At 62.6% G+C, this 19,394-nt stretch carries 19 protein-coding genes; 9 read left to right on the top strand and 10 right to left on the bottom strand.

Features of this window, described 5'->3' with window-relative positions:
• Window positions 1–20 precede the first annotated feature (20 nt).
• The 4 genes from TERRO_RS01210 to TERRO_RS01195 all read left to right on the top strand — a co-directional run bounded on the left by TERRO_RS01210 (window position 21) and on the right by TERRO_RS01195 (window position 3,773).
• Window positions 21–1,163 (top strand): lactonase family protein, encoded by a 1,143-nt coding sequence (locus tag TERRO_RS01210; protein WP_014784164.1) that lies wholly within the window; start codon window positions 21–23, stop codon window positions 1,161–1,163.
• Window positions 1,164–1,252: 89 nt separating this feature from the next.
• Window positions 1,253–1,432: a hypothetical protein gene (locus TERRO_RS01205; RefSeq protein WP_245536182.1), complete on the top strand. Its 180-nt coding sequence runs from the start codon at window positions 1,253–1,255 to the stop codon at window positions 1,430–1,432.
• Window positions 1,433–1,531: 99 nt separating this feature from the next.
• The gene (locus TERRO_RS01200) at window positions 1,532–2,587 is read left to right on the top strand and encodes a lactonase family protein (RefSeq protein WP_014784162.1); all 1,056 of its coding nucleotides are present in this window, start codon (window positions 1,532–1,534) and stop codon (window positions 2,585–2,587) included.
• Window positions 2,588–2,600: 13 nt separating this feature from the next.
• Window positions 2,601–3,773, top strand: a complete 1,173-nt coding sequence (locus TERRO_RS01195; protein ID WP_041592390.1) for a lactonase family protein — start codon at window positions 2,601–2,603, stop codon at window positions 3,771–3,773.
• 9 nt (window positions 3,774–3,782) lie between these two features.
• On the opposite strand, the gene TERRO_RS01190 is transcribed toward TERRO_RS01195, so the two are convergent.
• The 8 genes from TERRO_RS01190 to TERRO_RS01155 form a co-directional block, all read right to left on the bottom strand.
• Entirely contained in the window at window positions 3,783–4,280 is a 498-nt protein-coding gene (locus TERRO_RS01190) for a GNAT family N-acetyltransferase (protein WP_014784160.1), read from the bottom strand.
• A gap of 6 nt (window positions 4,281–4,286) precedes the next feature.
• Window positions 4,287–4,826, bottom strand: coding sequence for an adenine phosphoribosyltransferase (locus tag TERRO_RS01185; RefSeq protein WP_014784159.1), 540 nt, complete (start codon window positions 4,824–4,826; stop codon window positions 4,287–4,289).
• A gap of 21 nt (window positions 4,827–4,847) precedes the next feature.
• A complete protein-coding gene (locus TERRO_RS01180; RefSeq protein ID WP_014784158.1) occupies window positions 4,848–5,129 on the bottom strand; it encodes an acylphosphatase in 282 nt (93 codons plus the stop codon).
• Window positions 5,130–5,159: 30 nt separating this feature from the next.
• Entirely contained in the window at window positions 5,160–6,062 is a 903-nt protein-coding gene (locus TERRO_RS01175; RefSeq protein WP_014784157.1) for an alpha/beta fold hydrolase, read from the bottom strand.
• Window positions 6,063–6,226: 164 nt separating this feature from the next.
• A complete protein-coding gene (efp, locus tag TERRO_RS01170; RefSeq protein WP_014784156.1) occupies window positions 6,227–6,787 on the bottom strand; it encodes an elongation factor P in 561 nt (186 codons plus the stop codon).
• Between the two features lie 109 nt (window positions 6,788–6,896).
• Window positions 6,897–7,211 carry a hypothetical protein gene (locus TERRO_RS01165; RefSeq protein ID WP_014784155.1) on the bottom strand — a complete coding sequence of 105 codons (315 nt, stop codon included), beginning with the start codon at window positions 7,209–7,211 and terminating at the stop codon, window positions 6,897–6,899.
• A 14-nt stretch (window positions 7,212–7,225) separates the two neighbouring features.
• Window positions 7,226–8,218 (bottom strand): nuclease, encoded by a 993-nt coding sequence (locus TERRO_RS01160; RefSeq protein WP_157178215.1) that lies wholly within the window; start codon window positions 8,216–8,218, stop codon window positions 7,226–7,228.
• 79 nt (window positions 8,219–8,297) lie between these two features.
• Window positions 8,298–8,879, bottom strand: coding sequence for an anthranilate synthase component II (locus TERRO_RS01155; protein ID WP_014784153.1), 582 nt, complete (start codon window positions 8,877–8,879; stop codon window positions 8,298–8,300).
• Window positions 8,880–9,115: 236 nt separating this feature from the next.
• On the opposite strand from TERRO_RS01155, the gene TERRO_RS01150 reads away from it, so the two are divergent.
• On the top strand, window positions 9,116–9,667 hold the full coding sequence (locus tag TERRO_RS01150) for a hypothetical protein (RefSeq protein ID WP_041592389.1): 552 nt from the start codon (window positions 9,116–9,118) through the stop codon (window positions 9,665–9,667).
• A gap of 8 nt (window positions 9,668–9,675) precedes the next feature.
• Here the strand turns inward: TERRO_RS01150 and TERRO_RS01145 are convergent, their stop codons facing one another.
• Window positions 9,676–10,323, bottom strand: coding sequence for a flavin reductase family protein (locus TERRO_RS01145; protein WP_014784151.1), 648 nt, complete (start codon window positions 10,321–10,323; stop codon window positions 9,676–9,678).
• A 70-nt stretch (window positions 10,324–10,393) separates the two neighbouring features.
• Window positions 10,394–11,923 (bottom strand): anthranilate synthase component I, encoded by a 1,530-nt coding sequence (gene trpE, locus TERRO_RS01140; RefSeq protein WP_014784150.1) that lies wholly within the window; start codon window positions 11,921–11,923, stop codon window positions 10,394–10,396.
• Window positions 11,924–12,604: 681 nt separating this feature from the next.
• Here trpE and TERRO_RS01135 point away from each other — a divergent pair.
• The 4 genes from TERRO_RS01135 to TERRO_RS01120 all read left to right on the top strand — a co-directional run bounded on the left by TERRO_RS01135 (window position 12,605) and on the right by TERRO_RS01120 (window position 19,334).
• Entirely contained in the window at window positions 12,605–13,891 is a 1,287-nt protein-coding gene (locus tag TERRO_RS01135) for a serine hydroxymethyltransferase (protein WP_014784149.1), read from the top strand.
• Between the two features lie 190 nt (window positions 13,892–14,081).
• Window positions 14,082–16,808 carry a polysaccharide biosynthesis/export family protein gene (locus TERRO_RS01130; RefSeq protein WP_169315269.1) on the top strand — a complete coding sequence of 909 codons (2,727 nt, stop codon included), beginning with the start codon at window positions 14,082–14,084 and terminating at the stop codon, window positions 16,806–16,808.
• Window positions 16,809–17,097: 289 nt separating this feature from the next.
• Complete coding sequence (locus TERRO_RS01125) at window positions 17,098–17,877, top strand: sugar transferase (RefSeq protein ID WP_014784147.1); 780 nt, start codon at window positions 17,098–17,100, stop codon at window positions 17,875–17,877.
• A 41-nt stretch (window positions 17,878–17,918) separates the two neighbouring features.
• Complete coding sequence (locus TERRO_RS01120; protein WP_014784146.1) at window positions 17,919–19,334, top strand: mercuric reductase; 1,416 nt, start codon at window positions 17,919–17,921, stop codon at window positions 19,332–19,334.
• The last annotated feature ends 60 nt before the right edge of the window (window positions 19,335–19,394 follow it).

The raw sequence follows: 19,394 nt of genomic DNA, 5'->3' as shown, positions 1-19,394 counted from the left end.
CAGCGTTCCGCGGAGTGCTCATGCTTGATCGTCGAAGCTTCCTTGCCACGCTGCCCGCCGCCGCGCTTCTGGCGCGCACATCCTTCAGCCAGATGACGCCGCCCACGCTGGGCACGCAACGCGCCTTCGTCGGCAGCACCGGCAAAGAGGCGCAGGGCATCTTCTCCACCTACTTCGATCCCAAGACAGGCGCCTTCTCGCAGCCGGAGATGGCCGCAAAGCTCCCCGGCAACGACTGCATGGCGCTGCATCCTGAGCGGAAGCGCCGACTGTACACGACCAGTGTTATCAATGGCATCGCTGGCGTAGCTGGCTTTGAGATCGTCGACACGCCGGACCTGCTGCACCCCATCAATCAGGAGACGGCCAAGGGTATGGGCCCGAACTTCCTCTCGATCGACCCCAGCGGCCGCGTGGCCATGGAGGCGAACTGGGGCAGCGGCGACATCTCGACCTACCAGATCGCGAAAGACGGCACGCTGTCGCCGTACGTCGAGCACATTGAGTACGGCGCGGAGCATCATGGCCCCGAACCAGTCCAGGTGCACAGCCGTTGCCACTCCATCCTGACAGCTCCGGGTGGAAGGTTCGTCCTGGTGAATGACTTCGGTGCCGACCGCATTTACGTCTACGCGCTGGACGCTGCCACGGCAAAGCTGACACCGCACGATCCTCCGTTCTACCAGGCTGCACCGGGCTCCGCGCCGCGTCACTTGGTCTTCTATCCCGGCGGCAAGTGGATCTACTGCAACAACGAACTGACCAACACCGTCGACCTGCTGGCATGGGACGAGAAGCGCGGCACGCTGACGAAGGCGGGTTCGTGGACCACCCTGCCAGCCGACGCACCGCCCAAGTGCCGCACCGCGGACATCACCCTCTCCGCCGATCGCCGCTTTCTGTACGGCAGCGTTCGCGGTCTGGAGAGCATGGTGGTCTGGGCCGTCGGCAAGGACGCCAGGCTGCAGGAGATTCAGCGGACGAAGGTGGAAGGCGTGGAAAACCGCTGCGTCACCATCGACGCCACAGGCAAGTGGCTGGTAGCGGCGAACCAGCGCAGCAACGACGTCACGGTCTTTCCGCGCGACGCGAAGACGGGCAAGCTGGGTGCTGCGGCCAGCAGCATCAAGATCGCCGGCGCATGCTTCGTGCTGTGGGCTTAACGATGTTTGTGCGCCGTCTTTCCGTTGAATGTGTGGACGCCGCAGGCATCGCGTCGCCATGTCCCGTCAAGGCCATCGACAGTTTTTGCATGCGTAACTTCACCAATGATGCGGTCTTTGACGACACGCTGCCCGTCGGGGACGGTCTACTGGAGGCCGGCTTGCGCGTGCCGCTGGACCTGCTGGAAGAGCGCATGACCGACTGGTTCCGGCGCAAGCGGTATCTCGCTGAGGGCGACACACTGCGCGTCACCGAGATGGTTCGTTGAGCGCTGAGATCTGTTTCGGCTGCCCCGCAGGATTGGGCCAACCGGCCTGCAATGTGCCAACATCGTTAGCGAAGACCTTCAGAGCCGGAGCAGCAGAGCATGTCGATCGAACGTATCTTCCTGGGCACCAGCGGCACCGATGGCCGCGGCGTGTACACCGCCACCTTCGACACGGAGGCCGGCACGCTGGCGGTACCGACCCTCGCAGCCGAGCTGCCCAAGGCCAGCTTCCTCTGCTTTGACGGCCGCAACGAAAACCGCCTGCTGGCCATCTCGCAGGAGCCGGGCGCGCCCGCCGGCGAGGTCGCCTGCTTCCACATGGATGTTGCGGAAGCGAAGCTGACGGAGGTCCATCGCGCCAGCACGCAGGCGCCCGGTGCCGTGCATCTGTCGGCGCAGGGCAGCACCGTTGTCGTAGCGAACTATGTCGGCGGCTCGGCTGCGTCGTTCCACATGGACGCCGATGGCGCGCTGCATCCGGCATCGTTTTACCAGTTCAACGCGGCTGACCACGGCCCCGACCCCAAGCGGCAGGATCACTCCTACGCACACGCTGCAGACATCACGCTGGACGGCGGCTATGTACTCATCAATGACCTCGGACTCGACCGCATCCACATCTTCAAACTGGCCCCGGCGACCGCGAAGATGACGCTGCACGGCGAGTGGAAGTCCGCTCCCGGTGCGGGTCCGCGGCACCTGGTGCTGCACCCGAACGGCAAGTGGGTCTACAACATCGACGAGATGGCGTGCACCATCAACCAGCTTGCATGGGACGCGGATGCAGGCACGCTGACGACCCTGCAGACCGTCGAAACCCTTCCCGAAGGTGTTAGCAAGACCGACGTGCGCGCCTGCGACATGGTCTTCAGCAAAGACCTGCGTTTCCTGTTCGCAGCGAATCGCGTGCACGAAGACTTCGTCGTCTACGCGCTGGATTCGCACACCGGTGCGCTGACACTCGTGCAGCGCCTTGCGAATCCCGGCAAAGAAGCGCGGCACATCGCCGTCGACCCGTCGGGCAAGTGGTTCCTGGCCGCGAACCAGTTCTCGAACGAAGTCTCGATCTTCCCGATTGACACAGCGACCGGGAAGCTGGGCGATCGCACCAGCTCCACCAACATCAACAATCCAAGCTGCCTGTTGTTTGGCTGAAGAGAGAAGAGCGATGCAGACACGTCGGCAGTTTCTAGGCAGTGCCACGGCAGGAGCAGCGTTGTTGCTGCACGGTACAAGCGCATCCGCGCGCGAGGCTTCGGGGACGCTGCGATTGTTCCTCGGCACCAGCAGCCAGTCAGAGTTTGCCGGCAAGGGCGAGGGCATCTTTCTCGCATCCTTCCACAACGGCCGACTCGGCATCCCGCGGCTGCTGACCAAGGCAAGCAGCCCCAGCTTCCTCGCAGCGCCGCAGGCCGGCCACCCACTCTTCGCAGTCCTCGGCGGTGACGGCGGGCAGTCACAGGCAGCCAGCTACGTGGTGTCGCAGGGTACGGATGTTGCGACAACCACGCTGACACCCATCGCTACCGCCAGCTCCAGCGGCGGTGGTGGCTGCCATGTCAGCGTCTCTGCGGACGGCACTTGCGTACTCGTCTCAAACTACGGCGGCGGCAGCGTTGCTTCGTTCCGTGCGGACCCGACGGGCAAACTGACGCAGGCCAACGCCGTCCAGTTCCCACCGGCCGAGCACGGCCCGGTGAAGGATCGTCAGCAGGGTAGCCACGCGCACTCGGCATTGATCTCGCCCGACGGCGACTTTGTGCTGGTCAACGATCTTGGCCTCGACCGGATCCACATCTTCGGGCTCGATCACGCAACATCCAAGCTGACACCACACAAGCCGGATCACTGGGCGTCGGAACCCGGCGCTGGGCCCCGCCACCTCGTCTTCCATCCCAACGGCCGTTGGATCTACTGCATCTGTGAGCTGAACTCGACCGTGGTGCAACTGCAATGGAATGCGACGCACGGCGTCCTCACCACGAAGAGCGTTGTGAACACCCTGCCCGCGGGCGTCGATCCTGCGAAAGCGCGTGGATGCGAACTGGTCTTCTCCAAGGACATGCGGTTCCTCTACGCGGCGAATCGGCGCGCGAGTGAGAGCTTTGCTGTCTTTGCGGTCGATGCAACGACCGGCGCGCTGACACCGATCCAGCACAAGGCGAACCCCGGCCTGGAGGCTCGCCACATCGCCGTCGATCCTTCGGGCAAGTGGTTCCTGGTCGCTAATCAGTTTTCCGGCGACGTGACTGTCTTTGCACTGGATAACGCAACCGGTAAGATCGGTGATCGCGTGTCAACGATTCAGGTCAGCGGCGCGAGCTGTCTGCTGTTCGCCTAGAGCGGCGATCTACAGCACCAGCTCCCAATGCTGGCCGACCAGCGAAGCACCGAAGCTCTCGTGCGGCTCTTCGGTGACCAGCGTAAAGCCTTCGCTCTCGTAAATTCGGCACGCTGAGGTAAGTATGCTGTTCGTCCACAGCGTCAGCTTCGTATAGCCGGCCTGGCGTGCAAACGCGATGCATGCGCGAACCAGCGTTCGTCCCACGCCAAGGCCGCGCGCCGCAGGTTCCACCAGCAACAACCGAAGTTTCGCCGTGCCTTCTGCGGAAGGATCGCGCACCAGGAAGACGCAGCCCAGAAAGACACTATCGCGCTCAGCGATCCAGCAGCGTTCGCGCTCGGGTTCAAGCTGCTCGATAAAATCTGCCGCGATGCGTGCGACCAGCGCCTCAAAGCGTTCGTCCCAGCCAAACTCCTGCGCATACAAAACGCCGTGCCGATGCACCACCCAGCCCATATCTCCGGGTCTGTTCGGTCGCAGCGTCACGGCGCTTGTATCGTCCATGCGTGGCTACTCGTTGTAGTGCAGAAGGCTGTAGACGTCGACCTCGGGGAACTTCGAGCGGCCCTTCAGGAAGTCGAGTTCCACGGCGAAAGCAACGCCGGCAATCTCGCCGCCAAGCTGCTTCACCAGTTGCACGGTCGCCTGCATGGTCCCGCCGGTTGCGAGCAGGTCATCGACGATGACCACGCGCTGACCGGGCTGGATAGCATCCAGGTGGATCTCAAGCGAGTCGCTGCCGTACTCCAGGTCGTAGGTCACCTTGGCGGTCGGGGCGGGCAGCTTCTTCGGCTTGCGAACGGGCACAAAGCCCGCATTCAACCGGTAGGCCATGGCCGGGCCAAAGATGAAGCCACGTGCCTCAATACCCAGCACCAGGTCGACCTGCTTGTCGATGTAGTACGCCGCAAAGGCGTCAATCATCTGCGCAAAGCCGGCCTTGTCCTTCAAAAGCGTGGTGATGTCGTAGAACAGGATGCCGGGCTTGGGGAAGTCGGGGACGGTACGGATGAGCTCCTTCAGGGGCTCGCAATTGATGGTGTGCGACATGCGTCCATTGTAACGGCGAGCCTAGAACGCGCCTTCGATCACGAACTCCTTCAGGCCCTCCGCCTCGGCGTCCTGCAGCTCGTGAATACGAACCCGGTCCACACGGCTGCCACGTGATCCCTTGCGGATCGCAGCTTCCAGCTCTTCAATCTGCTCGGCTGAGCCTGCCGCCACAGCTTCCACGTGCCCTGCGGTGGTGTTGCGCACCCATCCGCGCAGCCCGAGTTCTGCCGCCTCGCGATGCACGAACCAGCGGAAACCAACACCCTGGACGCGTCCTTCAACCTGGTAATGACGAACCATAGCGACGATTCTAAACGTGGCCTTCTGCCGCTACGCAGCGCGCTCGCGCAGGTGACGAAGGATCTCCTCCGCCACCAGCGTGGGATTCTCCCGCTGCGGAAAATGCCCGACGCCGTCGATCAGGATCCGCTGGTAGCCGTTCGTAAAGTACCGGCCCATGCCGTCGCTGCTCTCCGGCAGGCCGCAACGATCTTCAAGCCCGTGCAGAAATAGCGTCGGGACATCCAGCGTTACGGTGCCCTCAAAGCGAGCCTGCAGCACCGCATAGTTCGGGTCCAGCGGCGAATGTCCCCAACGCGAACGATAGCTGTGCAGCACCACCTCGGCAAAATCCTTACCAGTCCAGCTCTTCGCCGCCTCCTCCAGATCCGCCGGCGAGTACCAGCCCTCCGGGCTCCACGTATCCCACATGCGCTTGCCGTAGGCCACCGGGTCACGGCGAAACTCCTTCATGCCGGGATCGGTGCAAAGAAACCACTGGTACCAGTACGCCTGGGCCTGCGGCAGTGGCGGCGCCTTCGCCGCGCCGGGCCGAAATACGGAGGACAACACCACCATCCGCTGCAGCCGCTTCGGGAACAGCGCGGCCAACGCATAGCCGGTGCTTGAGCCCCAGTCATGTCCCACAAAATCAAAGGTCTTCAGCTTCAGCGCATCCGCCAGGTCGATCACATCCTGCGCAAACGCAACAGGCTGCCCCGTCCGACGAGGGTTCCGCCCAAACAGGTGCGACCGAAACTCCGAAAGGCCATAGCCGCGAAGGTACGGCACAATCGTCCGGTAGCCGGCCGCATGCAGAGCCGGCAGCACCTTGTCCCACGTTCGCGGCGAATCCGGCCAGCCGTGCACCAGAATTACGGGCTTGCCACCCTTGGGGCCGCCCTCTTCGAATACCAGCTTCAGATCGGAGGTCTTGATCTCATGAACGCGCATGGTTCTAGGATGCTCCTGAGCGCGCCACGAAGGCTAGTTCTGAAATGTGCGGTGGACCTATGTCGTCCTGAATCGATTGGTTTTCCGTGAGACGCCGGACCGAACGCCACCAAACGACAAGGGGCCACCGAAGTGACCCCTGTCTCATGACTTGCTGCGGGCTTTTACGCGCGCGACATGTAAGCGCCTTCCGCCGTATCGATGCGGATCTTCTCGCCTTCGTTGATAAACGCGGGCACCTGCACAACGAGGCCGGTCTCGGTCGTCGCGGGCTTCGTCACGGACGATGCCGTTGCCGAGCGGATGCCAGGCTCCGTCTGAACGACGAGCATCTCGACTACCGTCGGAAGTTCCACGCCGACGGGCTTGTCGTCGATGAAGCTGATGTCGATCTTGATGTTTGGCAGCATAAAGTCCACGGCATCGCCCAGAATGTCGCGGCCCAGCGTCGTCTGCTCAAAGTTCTTCATATCCATGAAGATGTAGTCGTCGCCGTCCTTGTACAGGAACTCCATCTCAACATCATCAACGATGACGCGATCGATCGCGTCGCCCGAGCGGAAGCGGTGCTCGAAGATGGCGCCGGACTCAAGATTACGCAGCTTGGCTTGGATAAAGGCGCGCAGGTTGCCGGGCGTGCGGTGCTCCACGGCAAAGACCGAGTGCAGCTTGTCCTTGTGCTTGATGACCATACCGGGACGCATCTGTGTGGCGGGAATCGACATTGAAAACTTCCTGTTGGTGCAGATCTCTCGGTCCGGGAAAGGTAGCAGAATCCGCAAACTGATCGGACCCGCAGGCACCCGGGCCGCAGGATTGATTGTAGCGCGGTGCCTAGCGGCCCTGCAGCAGCGCGAGTACCGGTTCGCCTGTTGCGCGATCCACTCCCACTAGGGTCGCGGCCTCCTCGCCCAGCCGGTCAAAGCAGGCAACGCAGAGGTCATGCAGCAGCATGCGGTCAGAGACAGTCAGTGCTTGAACGGCGTCAACCATCCCCTCAGGCGTGACAGGCGCGAGCGTAGCTTCCAGGGCGAGCAGCCGTACCCGCAACTCTTCATCGGCCAGCGCAACCTGCTGCGGTCCGCGCAGAACAGCGTTCAGGGTATTCCCCAGCAGCACCCACGTATTCAACTTCAGTTCCTGATCCATTCGCAGGTCTCGGCCTAACGGCCCCCGCCGAAGAGGCGGCGGAACATGCGCCCAATCGCCCGAAATGGATTAGGACCGGCGGGCGGAGGCGCAGCGTTTTCGACGTGGAGATTCGTAGCGACGGGCTCGGCGGCCGCGGGGGCGCTCGGGTTGGCTTGAGGCGCAGGCGATGAAACGCCAGCGCCGCTGCCCGCAACCACAGGCGCAGGGGCACCAACCTCAGCCGCAGTCGTCGTCTGACCCGGCGGCCCGCTCACCGCCCCTGTTTCGCCGCTGTAGTTCAGTTGCGAGGTCACCTGGGCATGCACTTCACCCGCAGGAGCGGGTGGTGTCTCCGGCTTCACAAGACCCTGGCTCACGGCCTCCGGGAACGGATTGGCCTTAGCGGCCTCGGTTAGAGGCCTGATCTTCCCGTCGCCGCGATTGCCTTTGCCAGCCAGCACCAGATTGTCGCCGTTCCGCGGACAGCCGCAACTGTTGGCCTCATGGTCAACGACCTCACGCAGACTGCCGTGCTCGAACAACACACGCTGACCCGGCCGGACGAAGTACGTCGCATCGCCAAAGGTCTCGGTCACATGCAGCACGGGCGCTTCCTTACCCACATTCTCTACGCAGGTGTCACCGCTGGGCACCACGCGAATGCGCAGATCCAGGGCAGCCGCGCCCGAAAGCTCAAACCGCAGATCCGGCGTCAGGATGCTGTCCGTCTTCTCCGCCGCCATATGGATCTCAACCGCGCCGCGATCCAACGCCAGCATCAGTGGCGGCTTCGCCGTTTGCATCGTCGGCTGCGAGATATGGACAGATGAGCCGCCGCACACCTTCACCTCGCCTCCACGCTTCAGACTGATTTGCGCGGGCACCGCTCCGGCCGACACCGCGGCACTATTCCCAATGGTGGCGCGGCCGTTGCTCACCGCGACCATGCCGCTCACCTCCGCGCCCTCGGTCTTCAGCGAACCGAGCGGGGCTTGCGCCAGAAGCCCAACGGGCGTCAGGATCATTACGCCAGCCAAAGCAAGGCGTGCAACCCCCTCGACCATTGCTAGTTCTCTCGCGGCGATGGGGCGGGGTGGCATCCGTTTACATCTTCAGGAAGTTTTCAATGAGTCGCTTGCCGCCACTGGTCAGCACGCTCTCCGGGTGGAACTGCACGCCTTCAATGGGCAGCGAACGGTGGCGCAGGCCCATAATGACCTCGCCCTCCGGATCCTGCGTGCGCGCAGAAATCTCCAGTTCGTCCGGTAGTCCCTCCGGACTCACCACCAGCGAGTGGTAGCGCGTGCAGATCATGTCCTGATCCAGGCCCTCGAAGATCGTCTTGCCGTCGTGCTGCACGGAACTCGTCTTGCCATGCATTAACCGCGCCGCACGGATCACATTGCCGCCAAAGGCCGCGCCCAGCGCCTGGTGCCCAAGACAGACACCCAAAATCGGCGTCGGCTTCCCCTTCTCCGCATAGTGCCGGATCAGGTCGATCGAAACGCCTGCCTCCTGCGGTGTGCAGGGGCCGGGCGAGATCAGAATGCGGTCGGGCTTAAGCGCCTCGATCTCCGCAGGCGTCAGTTCATCGTTGCGACGGATCACCATCTCAGCGCCCAGTTCGCCCATGTACTGCACCAGGTTGTAGGTGAACGAGTCGTAGTTATCCAGCACAAAGACCATCGCGCGAAGCCTCACCCACAAGTGTAACTGCCGGAAACGCTTGGGTAGCTGCGCCATTTGCAGGGTGGGCGCAAGCTTCAGTCAGTACGGGCCTCGCGATTCCCGAACTTGCACTCACCCGCGCAGATACCTCCAAGCAACGCCACTTCGAACGTATTGCTCTCAGATATAAGCCGCAGTCAAGCGCAGTCATGCGAATCGACAAGCTGCCGATAACCGAGAGGAAAGGGGAAATCATGGTGCGCGTCTCGACTGTCGCTGCTGCTCTTCTGTTCTCACTGCCCGTCTGCTGCTCCGCCGCCACGGAACACGAATCCCCTGTCCTGATAGCAGCCGCCGACTCCGTGCCTTCCCTGCCCATCAATCAGCCAGACGCGCGTCCACTATCCTCTGGCGTGATTGCTCTGCCGGAAGAACCCGCGGGCCAGTTGCCGGGCGCACCGCTGTCGCTCTACCTGTTCCGCCTGCGCGGCAGTGTAGAAACCGCGCCACCAGCACTGAACGAACCCATCGAACAGATGGAAGCGCCTCGCTTCGACGACCAGTCGATGCTGCACAGGATTCAGGCCTCGCCACTGGCGCCCGTCTCACGCCACATTCGTGCCGACAAGTTCAACACCAATGACGCCGTGGCCAGCGACTTCGCCATCTGCTACCGGCTGAACAGGCGCTCGAGCCTGCAGGTCATCCCCGGCGACCCCGCACCTGTAAAGCTGCCCATCACCAGCATGGCAAACAACATGGGCGTCACTGTCGGCATGGTGCTTCGCCTGTCGCGCTCGCACTAACTGAACCTCTATCGCTTCGCCTGCATATCTTTCCAGGGAATCCGCGGGATCTCAAACACATCCTTCGTCGTCGCGTAGCCGCCACCACCATGCATGCGCCCGATCAGGCGCATCTGCGCCGGGTCGAGATGCAGCCGCGACTCGTCTTCGAAGGCATCATGCCGGATATGCATCTCGAAGACCTGCGCCAGCAGGATCGTGCTGCTGCCACCGGGTTCGATGATCTGGAAGGTACGGCACTCCAGCGACACCGGTGAACCCGCGATTCTCGGCGGTGCCACCTGCAGACTTGGAACCGTCTCCAGCCCGGCCAACAGCAACTCGTCCATGCCGCGCGGTGCGTCCGTCGCCGTGACGTTCATCGCCACCGCAAGCTCCTCCGGCACCATGTTCACCACCAGCTCACCCGTGCGGCGGATGTTCGACAGCGTATCCTTGCCATCGCGATCCGGAGCCGCAGAGAAACCCACAAAGATCAGCGGCGGGTCCGCCGAAACAACATTGAAGAACGAGAATGGAGCCGCATTCGGTTTGCCATCGTCATCGAGCGTGGTAATCCACGCGATGGGCCGCGGCAGGATGGTGGATGCCAGCAATTTGTATGTATCGGACTTAGGCAGTGTGCGGAGATCGAATGCGGCGTGCGTGTCGCTCATGGGTATTGGATGATCGCAACCACCGGCGGGTGCCCCATGTCTCGAAGAGACACGGACTGATCCCATCTCATTAAGCCCGGGAACGAGCCCGTTCGATCGCCCGGACCACAGCCTTCGACTTGTTGACCGTCTCTTCAAACTCCGTCTGCGCAACTGAGTCCGCCACCACGCCGCCACCGCTCTGGATATACCCGGTGTCGCCGTGCATGAAAAGCGTGCGGATCGCGATGCAGCTATCAAGATTGCCGCTGAAGTCCGCATAGAAGACGCTGCCGCCGTAGACGCCACGGCGCGTCGGCTCCAGTTCTTCGATGATCTCCATGGCGCGGATCTTCGGCGCACCGCTGAGCGTCCCCGCAGGGAAGCACGAGCGGAACGCATCCACCGGAGCCATGCCCTCACGCAGCTTGCCTTCCAGCGCGCTCACCAGGTGCATCACGTGGCTGTATCGCTCGATGAACATCAGGCGCTGGACGTTGACACTTCCAAACTCGCTGACGCGGCCAAGATCGTTGCGTCCCAGGTCGACGAGCATCACGTGCTCGGCCGTCTCCTTCGCATCGCGCAGCAGATCTTCCTCCAGCCGCTTGTCGCTGGCTTCATCGTCGCCGCGAGGGCGTGTCCCGGCGATGGGATGGTATTCAATACGGCGGTCGTGAACGCGCACCAGCAGCTCCGGCGACGATCCGACAATGTGTGCCGGCGTCTCCGTCTTCGATCCGGGGGCCTGCATCGGGAATCGGAGGAAGTACATGTACGGCGAAGGATTCACAATCCGCAGCGAACGGTAGATCTCAAACGGATCGACCTCCGGCGTGCAATCGAACCGCTGCGAAAGAACGCACTGGAAGATGTCGCCGGCGGTGATGTAGTTCTTCACCGTTTCGACGGCTTTCATGTAGTCGCGCTTCTTCGTGCGCGGGGTCAACTCTAACGGACCGAGCGGCTTCCGGCGCTTCGAAACGGTGGGCAGCGGTCCGGCCAGCTCCTGCTCCAGACGATCCAGCCGCTTCAGAGCGCGCTTGTAAGCCTTGGCAGCGTCCGGTTCGCGCGTCAGATCCGCCGTCAGGATCAGGTAGATCTCTTTCTTGACGTGGTCGAAGGCCAGCACCTCGTCGAAGAACATCAGGCACGCGTCGGGCACGCCCAGTTCATCGATCGCCGTCTCCGGCAGCCGCTCGATCTGGCGCACAACGTCATACGCAAAGAAACCGACGGCGCCGGCCGTAAACGGCGGCAGGCCGGGCAGCTTGGCAGGATTGTGTTCGCTCAGCGCGCGCTTTAGCTCTTCGAAGATGTCGCCTTCAAACCGGCGCGACTTTTTGCCCTCCGTCGCGACGATCGACGTGCCGCGCGAAACCAGCTTTTTGTACGGCCGGATACCGATGAATGTGTATCGGCCCACTCGCTCGCCGCCCTCGACCGACTCCAGCAGAAAAGCCTCGGGCTCTTCCGCGGCGATACGCAGAAAGGCGGAGACCGGCGTTTCAAGGTCGGCGGTAACGGTGCGATAGACGGGGATGAGAGTGTGCTTCTTCTTCGCAAGCGCGAGGAACGACTTCTCATTCGGTGTGGCGATCTGGCTTTGCTGGCGGGGCATGTCGGCTGACAACCATCGTACAAGGCGATTGGGAGTACGAGATGCATTCAGACAAGCGAACACCCACGGCGGACCGAAGATCGGTCCTTCCGTGGGTGCAAAGCAAAGAGTGGGGCAGCTTGGCGGCTAAAGACTGCGGCCATCGTCAGGGGGCATACAAAGTAGTGCAATGAAGCAAGGACACACCACTGAAGCAAGTACCATCAGCGCAAGAATCAGGTAATTCATCGGTACACCTCACGCTCTCTTGTTCTAAGAAGCAGGAGCTTTTCCACGAATGCAGTCCACCAGACCCAAAGGGTGCGGCAGGAGCGATCCGGCTCACGTCGGATCGCTCAACTGAGTTCGCTATCGCCAACGCCGGAGCGTGTCGCGATATAGCAGGGGAGACCGAGCATGCAGAGATAAATCAACGCCACAAAAAATTGGTGCAAGGTGATCTCTTTCCGGAGGAAACATCCGTGTGTTCCTTCTCTGCAACTACCTTCGCCCATAGACCATGGGGCGCGGTATCCAACGTTGGGGAAAGACTGCAGAACGCTCAGGGGAGTCACTGTAACTTTCGCGGTAGCCGCACCGACCCCGGCGGGGCAATGAAATAATCAGGAGGTCATCTGCAGTCGGAAGCAGTTTCGCCTGCCGAATTCAATCTCAGGTTCGCAATGGAAGGAAGCCCTAAAAATGATCGATCTCCTGGCCCCACTCACCGTCTCTGACCCGGAGATCGCCGCACTCGTCGAGAAAGAAGTCGTCCGCCAGCACGATGGCCTGGAGATGATTGCCAGCGAAAACTTCGTCTCACGCGCCGTTCTGGAGGCTGCAGGCACCGTATTCACTAACAAATACGCGGAAGGCTACCCGGGCAAGCGCTACTACGGGGGCTGCGAAGTGGCTGATGTCGTTGAAAACATTGCTCGTGATCGCGCGAAACAGATCTTCGGCGCAGAGCACGCCAATGTGCAGCCCCACAGCGGTTCGCAGGCTAACGCCGCAGCGTACATGACGCTGATCAACCCGGGCGACACCATCCTCGGCCTGGACCTGGCGCACGGCGGCCACCTGACCCACGGCCACAAGCTCAACTTCAGCGGCAAGCTCTACCGCATCGTCGGCTACCAGGTTCGCAAAGACACCGAAACCGTCGATTACGACGAACTCGCAGCACTTGCCGAACGCGAACGTCCGAAGGTAATCGTCGGCGGCGGCAGCGCCTATCCCCGCATCTGGGACTTCGAGCGCATGCGCGCCATCGCGGACTCTGTCGGCGCCTTCCTCATGGTCGACATGGCTCACTTTGCCGGCTTGGTCGCCGGTGGCGCGCACCCGTCGCCGGTGCCGCACGCCCACATGGTCACCACCACTACCCACAAGACGCTGCGCGGACCGCGTGCCGGCATGGTGCTCTGCAAGCAGGAGTTTGCCGCCGGTCTGGACCGCTCGGTCTTCCCCGGTCAGCAGGGTGGCCCGCTGATGCACGTGATCGCTGCGAAGGCCGTGGCCTTCAAGGAAGCTCTGCAGCCGGAGTTCAAGGCCTACGCAGCGCAGACCGTCGCCAACGCAAAGGCACTGGCCGAAGCCCTGGCTGGCGAAGGCTATCGCATCGTCAGCGGCGGCACGGACACCCATCTGATGCTGGTCGACGTCTTCGCCAAGGGCATCCTTGGCTCTGAAGCCGAAGTGGCACTTGGCAAGGCCGGCATCACCGTCAACAAGAACGCGATCCCCTACGACACCAATCCGCCGATGAAGCCCAGCGGTGTCCGTTTCGGCACGCCCGCACTCACCACACGCGGTATGAAGGAAGCGGAGATGCGCCAGATCGCCACATGGATTGCCGAAGCACTGGAACACCGCGCGGACGACACAAAGCTGAAGACCCTGCACGGCAAAGTATCTGAAATGGCGGAGCAGTTTCCGCTATATGACTGGCTGCGGCAGCCGGTCGCAGAGCCGCTGCTAGCCGACTGACAATCTCGCAACAACGTAATCGAACCACCGCACCCTCACGTCTCAGGCATGACGTGAGGGTGCGCCGTTTTAGGCATGTGACGTAGGTGTCGGCAAGGAAATAGAGTGAATTCGCGACGGGCGCTACGGTAAGATGGACACACCGGCCCGCGTTGTTTATGGTGCATGGATTTGTGAGCAGGTAGCGAATTTGTCGAAGATTGTTTTCTCAACCCTGTTCTCCAGACTGCTCGCTCTTGTCTGTGTCGCGACCATCCCTTTCGCCTCTGCACAGACCACACCGTCGGCCATCACGGGCCAGTCCGGCTATACCGGGACATCTGCCACCGGCGCCGGCCAGTCGGAGTACTGCCTCGATCCCTCACTGGGCTGCATGACGGGAACACCGCTCAGCGGCAATAACCAGGCAGGCGTACCAGTCTCTGGTACCGGCATGGGGATCAATAACGGGTACGGCTACGGCCAGAACAACGGCTACAGTCAGTACTCGCAGCAGGGCGGCAACGTCTACATCGACTCCGCCGGCTTCCCGACCTCGACTAATCAGAACAGCCAGGCTCCCCTGGCGCCGCAGCCCATCACGGACCTGCAGCGCATGGCGCGCGAGTCCACCGGCATCCTTCTGCCCATATTCGGCCAGGAACTCTTCTCCAAGCCGCCATCGACCTTTGCTCCCGCCGATCAGGTCCCGGTCACACCCGATTACGTGCTCGGTCCCGGCGATGAAGTGCTGCTCCGCATCTGGGGACACACCACTCTTAATTCCCGGCTCACCATCGACCGCACCGGCTCCATCTACATCCCGCAGGTCGGCTCCGTCCACCTCGCCGGCATGCACTTTGCGGACATCCAGGCGCTCCTCAAGAAAGAATTGAGCCGCACCTACAAGAACTTCGAGTTCTCCGCCGACCTGGGTCGTCTACGCTCCATCACCGTCTTCGTCATGGGCGAATCGCGGCGTCCGGGCAGCTACACCGTCAGCGCCCTCTCCACCGCCATTAATGCCATCTTTGCCTCAGGCGGGCCCACACAGCAGGGTTCGCTGCGCCGCATTGAGATCCTCCGAGCGAGTCAGGTCGCCGCCACCCTGGACCTCTACGGCTTCCTGCTGAACGGCAATAAATCCACCGATATCCCGCTGCAGGATGGCGACGTTGTCTTTATCCCGTTCGTCGGTCCGCAGGTCGCGATGAGCGGCGCCGTCCGCCACCCCGCCATCTACGAACTGCCCTCCGTCGCCGCAGCCACCGCTGCCCTGCCGGCACCCGCGACAGCACCCGCCGCGGCCACGAGCGTCTCCGTCGACGACCTGCTGAAGCTGGCTGGCGGCTTCACTTCCACCGCCGCCGGATCCCGCCTGTCCATCGAACGCATTGAGAACCACCGCGACCGCCACGCCATCACCATCGCGCTGGACGCGGCAGGCCTTGCCACCAAGGTGACCGACGGCGACGTCCTGCGCGCCGACTCGGTCCTGCGAGGCTATCGCGACTCCGTCACCATCCGCGGCAACCTGGCTAATGCAGGCCGCTTCCCCTGGCACCCCGGCATGCGCCTCAGCGAGATTCTGCCCGATCGCGAATCCCTGCTGACCCCGGAATACTGGCAGGCGCGCAATCGCCTCGGTCTGCCGACACCGCTCTTCCAGCCCGTGCCAACGGCGCCCACCACCGCTGCAACGACGCCCGGCCGCACAGGCACCAATGCCGCCAACAACATGGCCAATCAGAACAACGCGCCAGGGTCTTCCGTGCCTGCCGACTCGCAGGTCATCAGCGGCGTCGACGCTGCCTCGCCTGGTAGCACAGCAGGCCCAACCCGCCTGATCGGTGCGACCGAACAGCGGGACGAGGTGCTCCCGAATGCGAGCAACACCGCGGGATCGTCCGCCATCGCCGAGCAGCAGGAGTCTGCCGCCGATCGCCTGATGGCCGGCAACGCCCGCCGTGTCGACATCACCATCCCGGCGCCCGAAATCGACTGGTCTTACGCCGTCATCGAACGGCTGGATTCCAACACTCTGCGCAACTCCCTGATTCCCTTCCACCTGGGTCGCCTGGTGCAGGATCATGACGCCAACGAGGACAAGGAGCTAATGCCCGGTGACGTCGTCACCATCCTCTCGCAGTCCGACATCCACGTCTCCCAGGACGAACAAACGAAGTACATCCGCCTTGAGGGTGAGTTCGGCAGCTCCGGCATCTACAGCGTCGCGCCTGGCGAGACGCTGGCAGACGTCGTGAAGCGTGCCGGCGGCCTCACACGCAATGCCTACCTCTACGGATCCTCGTTCACCCGCGAAAGCGCCCGTGTGCTGCAGCAGCAGCGGCTGGACGAGTACGTCGCCAGCCTCGTGCGCCAGCAGCAGCGCATCGGCTCGGTCCGTGCCATCAGCGCCAACACGCCCTACGGCGCATCCGAGACGGCTGAAGAGCGCGCCCTGCTGGAACAGATGGGGAAACTGCGCGCCACCGGCCGCGTCGTGCTGGAGTTCGCTCCCGACAGCACCGGCGTCGCAACCGTCCCGGCGCTGCCCTTGGAAAACGGTGACTCCTTCCGTGTCCCGTCCCGTCCCGCCATCGTTAGTGTCGTTGGTTCGGTCTACGGGCAGAACGTTTTCCTATTTAACGGGTCTAGACGTGTAGGCGACTATCTCACTCTGGCTGGCAAGCCCACCCGGATCGCAGACAAGGGCCATGAATTCGTCATCCGCGCCGATGGATCCGTGCTCAGCAAGCAGACCGTGAAGAGCGGCCTCTGGAGCGATAACTTCAACTCTGCTTCGATCTTCCCCGGCGACACAATCGTCGTCCCGGAGAAGCCGGTACGGCCCACCTTCCTGCGTAACGTTCTTGATTACTCGCAGGTGCTGGCGCAATTTGGTGTGGGCATCGCAGCCATCACTGTGCTCAAGTAACACGACGGGTGAGAGTCCCGGAGCGATCCGGGCACCCCTCTGGGAGCGTAATTCGAAGTATTCATAACCCGTTATTTTACAGTCACTTAAGGCTCCAAAGCTTGGCATCCTCAGCAAAGGCCTTTATGATGACACGAATGCATCGAAATACGCAGAGGAGTTCCCGGAGACACCACACCGGCTCCCCGCAGATGCAATCGGTCCCTTCCGCACACCTTTTTCGCTCGTAAGACGGAGCGCCACACTTCCGAAAGTCCCAAAGAAGCCAACCGGCGAGACCAGAGAATCGATGAGTTACTGGAGCAGCGGATATCAAGGCATTCTGGGCGTCGCCGAACTTGACCTGCCTGTGCAGGACGGAGCGGAGGGCGAGCAGAGTTTTGCCACTGACGATGGCCTCTTTCGCAGCTTTGCGTACACAGGCTGGACCACCTCAGCACGGAAGCGCGTCTTCGACGCCGCTGTCGCGGTGCCAGCTCTCGTAGCGTTCCTGCCCCTCATGGGCGCCGTCGCAGTCCTCATCAAGTGCACCACCTCCGGTCCGGTCCTCTTCCGCCAGCAGCGCGTCGGCCTGGGCCAGAAGCCGTTCACGATCTACAAATTCCGCACCATGGTGCCGGAGTCCTGCTGTTCAGGCCCCAGCGTCACGCGCCACGGCGACTGCCGTATGACCTCCGTTGGCCGCATCCTGCGCAAACTGAAGCTCGACGAGATCCCGCAGCTCTTCAACGTCATCCGCGGTGACATGAGCCTCGTAGGCCCCCGGCCCAAGCTCGCCGAGCATGAGCAGATGTATCTCTTCTGCCGTCCCGGCATCACCGGCGCTGCAACGCTCGTCTTCGCCCGCGAGGAAGAGATCCTGGCCGCAGTGCCGGAAGAGCACGTCGAGACCTACGCCGTTCACGTCCTGAACCCCATCAAGGCCAAGCTAGACCTCGACTACGCACACAGCGCCACGCTGCGGTCTGACCTGCGCATGCTGCTCGACACCGCCTTCCGTCTCGGTCGGCGTGTCCACGTAGAACACCTGCCCGACATCTCCAAAGTCACCCTCCCGTCCGGCTCCTGACCGCTGCTCTTGATATCCTCCGAAGGGATAAGGGAGCAAGCATGATGGAGAGCTTTGACGCAGTTGTGATCGGTTCGGGCCAGGGTGGCAATCCACTGGCGAAGTCCATGGCCAAACACGGCTGGAAGACTGCAGTGATTGAGCGCCGCTACGCCGGCGGCACCTGTGTCAATGACGGCTGTACTCCCTCGAAGACCATCGATGCAAGCGCCCGCGTGGCCTACCTCGCGCGCCGCGGCGCCGACTTCGGCGTTCACACCGGCGAGATCCGCATCGACATGGCGGAAATCTACGCACGCAAGCAGAAGATGGTCCTCACCTCCCGCGAGAACAACGCGAAGGGCCTGACTACCGATCCCAACAGTTCGCTCCTCATGGGCCAGGCCAGCTTTGCCGAGAAGCAGCCCGGCGACGGCACCCACCTGCTCGATCTGGCGATGAACGATGGCACCTCGCGCCAGATCAGCGCCGCCCGCATCTTCCTGAACACCGGCGAACGCCCGCACATCCCGGAAGAGATCGACGGCCTGCGCGACGTCCCCTACCTCGACAGCACCTCCATCATGGAGCTGCAGACGGTACCCGGCCATCTCGTCGTCATCGGCGCCGGCTACATTGCCCTGGAGTTTGCACAGATGTTCCTGCGCTTCGGCGCAACCGTCACAGTCCTGGAGCGCGGCGAGCGCCTCGCCCCCCACGAGGACGACGACGTCGCCGAGTGCCTGCGCGGCATCCTGACCGAAGACGGCATCCGCATCATCACCTGCTCAGCCGTCTCGCGCGTTCACGGCTCCGGCCAGGAACTGAAGCTGGACATTGTCACCGACGACGGTCCGCAGACACTGGATGCCACGCACGTCCTCGTCGCCACCGGCCGCTCCCCCAACGTGGAACCGCTGCACCTCGACCGCGCCGGCATCGCGCAGTCGAAATCCGGTCACATCCAGGTGAATGAAAAGCTAGAGACGACCGCCGCCAACATCTGGGCACTCGGCGACGTAAAGGGCGGCCCGGCCTTCACGCACGTCTCCTACGACGACTTCCGCATCCTGCGCGATAACCTGCTCGCGAAGGGTCAGCGATCCACCAGGGACCGCCTGCTGACCTACGCCATGTTCACCGATCCGGAACTCGCACGCGTCGGCCTGAGCGAAGCCGAAGCGAAGAAACAGGGTCGTGAAGTCCGCATCGCCCAGATTCCCATGAAGTGGATGGCCCGGGCGCAGGAGATGGACGAACCGCGCGGCATGATGAAGGCTCTTGTCGATCCGAAGACCAACCTCATCCTGGGTGCCACCGTCCTGGGCGTGGAAGGCGGCGAGGTCGCCGCGCAGATCCAGATCGCCATCATGGGCGGCCTGCCTTACACCGCCCTCCGCGAAGGCATCTTCGCCCACCCAACCAAGTCCGAAGCACTCAACACGCTCTTTACGACCTTCCGCGACGGCAAGGAATAGGCACGCCTCAAGTACCTGTGTGTCGAACAAAAACAAAGGGGGATGCGCTCGAGCGCATCC

The organism is Terriglobus roseus DSM 18391, assembly GCF_000265425.1.
GTDB lineage: Bacteria > Acidobacteriota > Terriglobia > Terriglobales > Acidobacteriaceae > Terriglobus > Terriglobus roseus.
The sequence above is the reverse complement of the archived record's forward strand: the minus strand, read 5'-3'. Positions and strand labels throughout refer to the sequence as shown.

Bases quoted from the DNA above. Each gene is read 5' to 3' on its own strand.
- TERRO_RS01210 (WP_014784164.1), top strand. From the start codon at position 21: ATGCTTGATCGTCGAAGCTTCCTTGCCACGCTGCCCGCCGCCGCGCTT.
- TERRO_RS01205 (WP_245536182.1), top strand. From the start codon at position 1,253: ATGCGTAACTTCACCAATGATGCGGTCTTTGACGACACGCTGCCCGTC.
- TERRO_RS01200 (WP_014784162.1), top strand. From the start codon at position 1,532: ATGTCGATCGAACGTATCTTCCTGGGCACCAGCGGCACCGATGGCCGC.
- TERRO_RS01195 (WP_041592390.1), top strand. From the start codon at position 2,601: ATGCAGACACGTCGGCAGTTTCTAGGCAGTGCCACGGCAGGAGCAGCG.
- TERRO_RS01190 (WP_014784160.1), bottom strand. From the start codon at position 4,280: ATGGACGATACAAGCGCCGTGACGCTGCGACCGAACAGACCCGGAGAT.
- TERRO_RS01185 (WP_014784159.1), bottom strand. From the start codon at position 4,826: ATGTCGCACACCATCAATTGCGAGCCCCTGAAGGAGCTCATCCGTACC.
- TERRO_RS01180 (WP_014784158.1), bottom strand. From the start codon at position 5,129: ATGGTTCGTCATTACCAGGTTGAAGGACGCGTCCAGGGTGTTGGTTTC.
- TERRO_RS01175 (WP_014784157.1), bottom strand. From the start codon at position 6,062: ATGCGCGTTCATGAGATCAAGACCTCCGATCTGAAGCTGGTATTCGAA.
- efp (WP_014784156.1), bottom strand. From the start codon at position 6,787: ATGTCGATTCCCGCCACACAGATGCGTCCCGGTATGGTCATCAAGCAC.
- TERRO_RS01165 (WP_014784155.1), bottom strand. From the start codon at position 7,211: ATGGATCAGGAACTGAAGTTGAATACGTGGGTGCTGCTGGGGAATACC.
- TERRO_RS01160 (WP_157178215.1), bottom strand. From the start codon at position 8,218: ATGATCCTGACGCCCGTTGGGCTTCTGGCGCAAGCCCCGCTCGGTTCG.
- TERRO_RS01155 (WP_014784153.1), bottom strand. From the start codon at position 8,879: ATGGTCTTTGTGCTGGATAACTACGACTCGTTCACCTACAACCTGGTG.
- TERRO_RS01150 (WP_041592389.1), top strand. From the start codon at position 9,116: ATGGTGCGCGTCTCGACTGTCGCTGCTGCTCTTCTGTTCTCACTGCCC.
- TERRO_RS01145 (WP_014784151.1), bottom strand. From the start codon at position 10,323: ATGAGCGACACGCACGCCGCATTCGATCTCCGCACACTGCCTAAGTCC.
- trpE (WP_014784150.1), bottom strand. From the start codon at position 11,923: ATGCCCCGCCAGCAAAGCCAGATCGCCACACCGAATGAGAAGTCGTTC.
- TERRO_RS01135 (WP_014784149.1), top strand. From the start codon at position 12,605: ATGATCGATCTCCTGGCCCCACTCACCGTCTCTGACCCGGAGATCGCC.
- TERRO_RS01125 (WP_014784147.1), top strand. From the start codon at position 17,098: ATGAGTTACTGGAGCAGCGGATATCAAGGCATTCTGGGCGTCGCCGAA.
- TERRO_RS01120 (WP_014784146.1), top strand. From the start codon at position 17,919: ATGATGGAGAGCTTTGACGCAGTTGTGATCGGTTCGGGCCAGGGTGGC.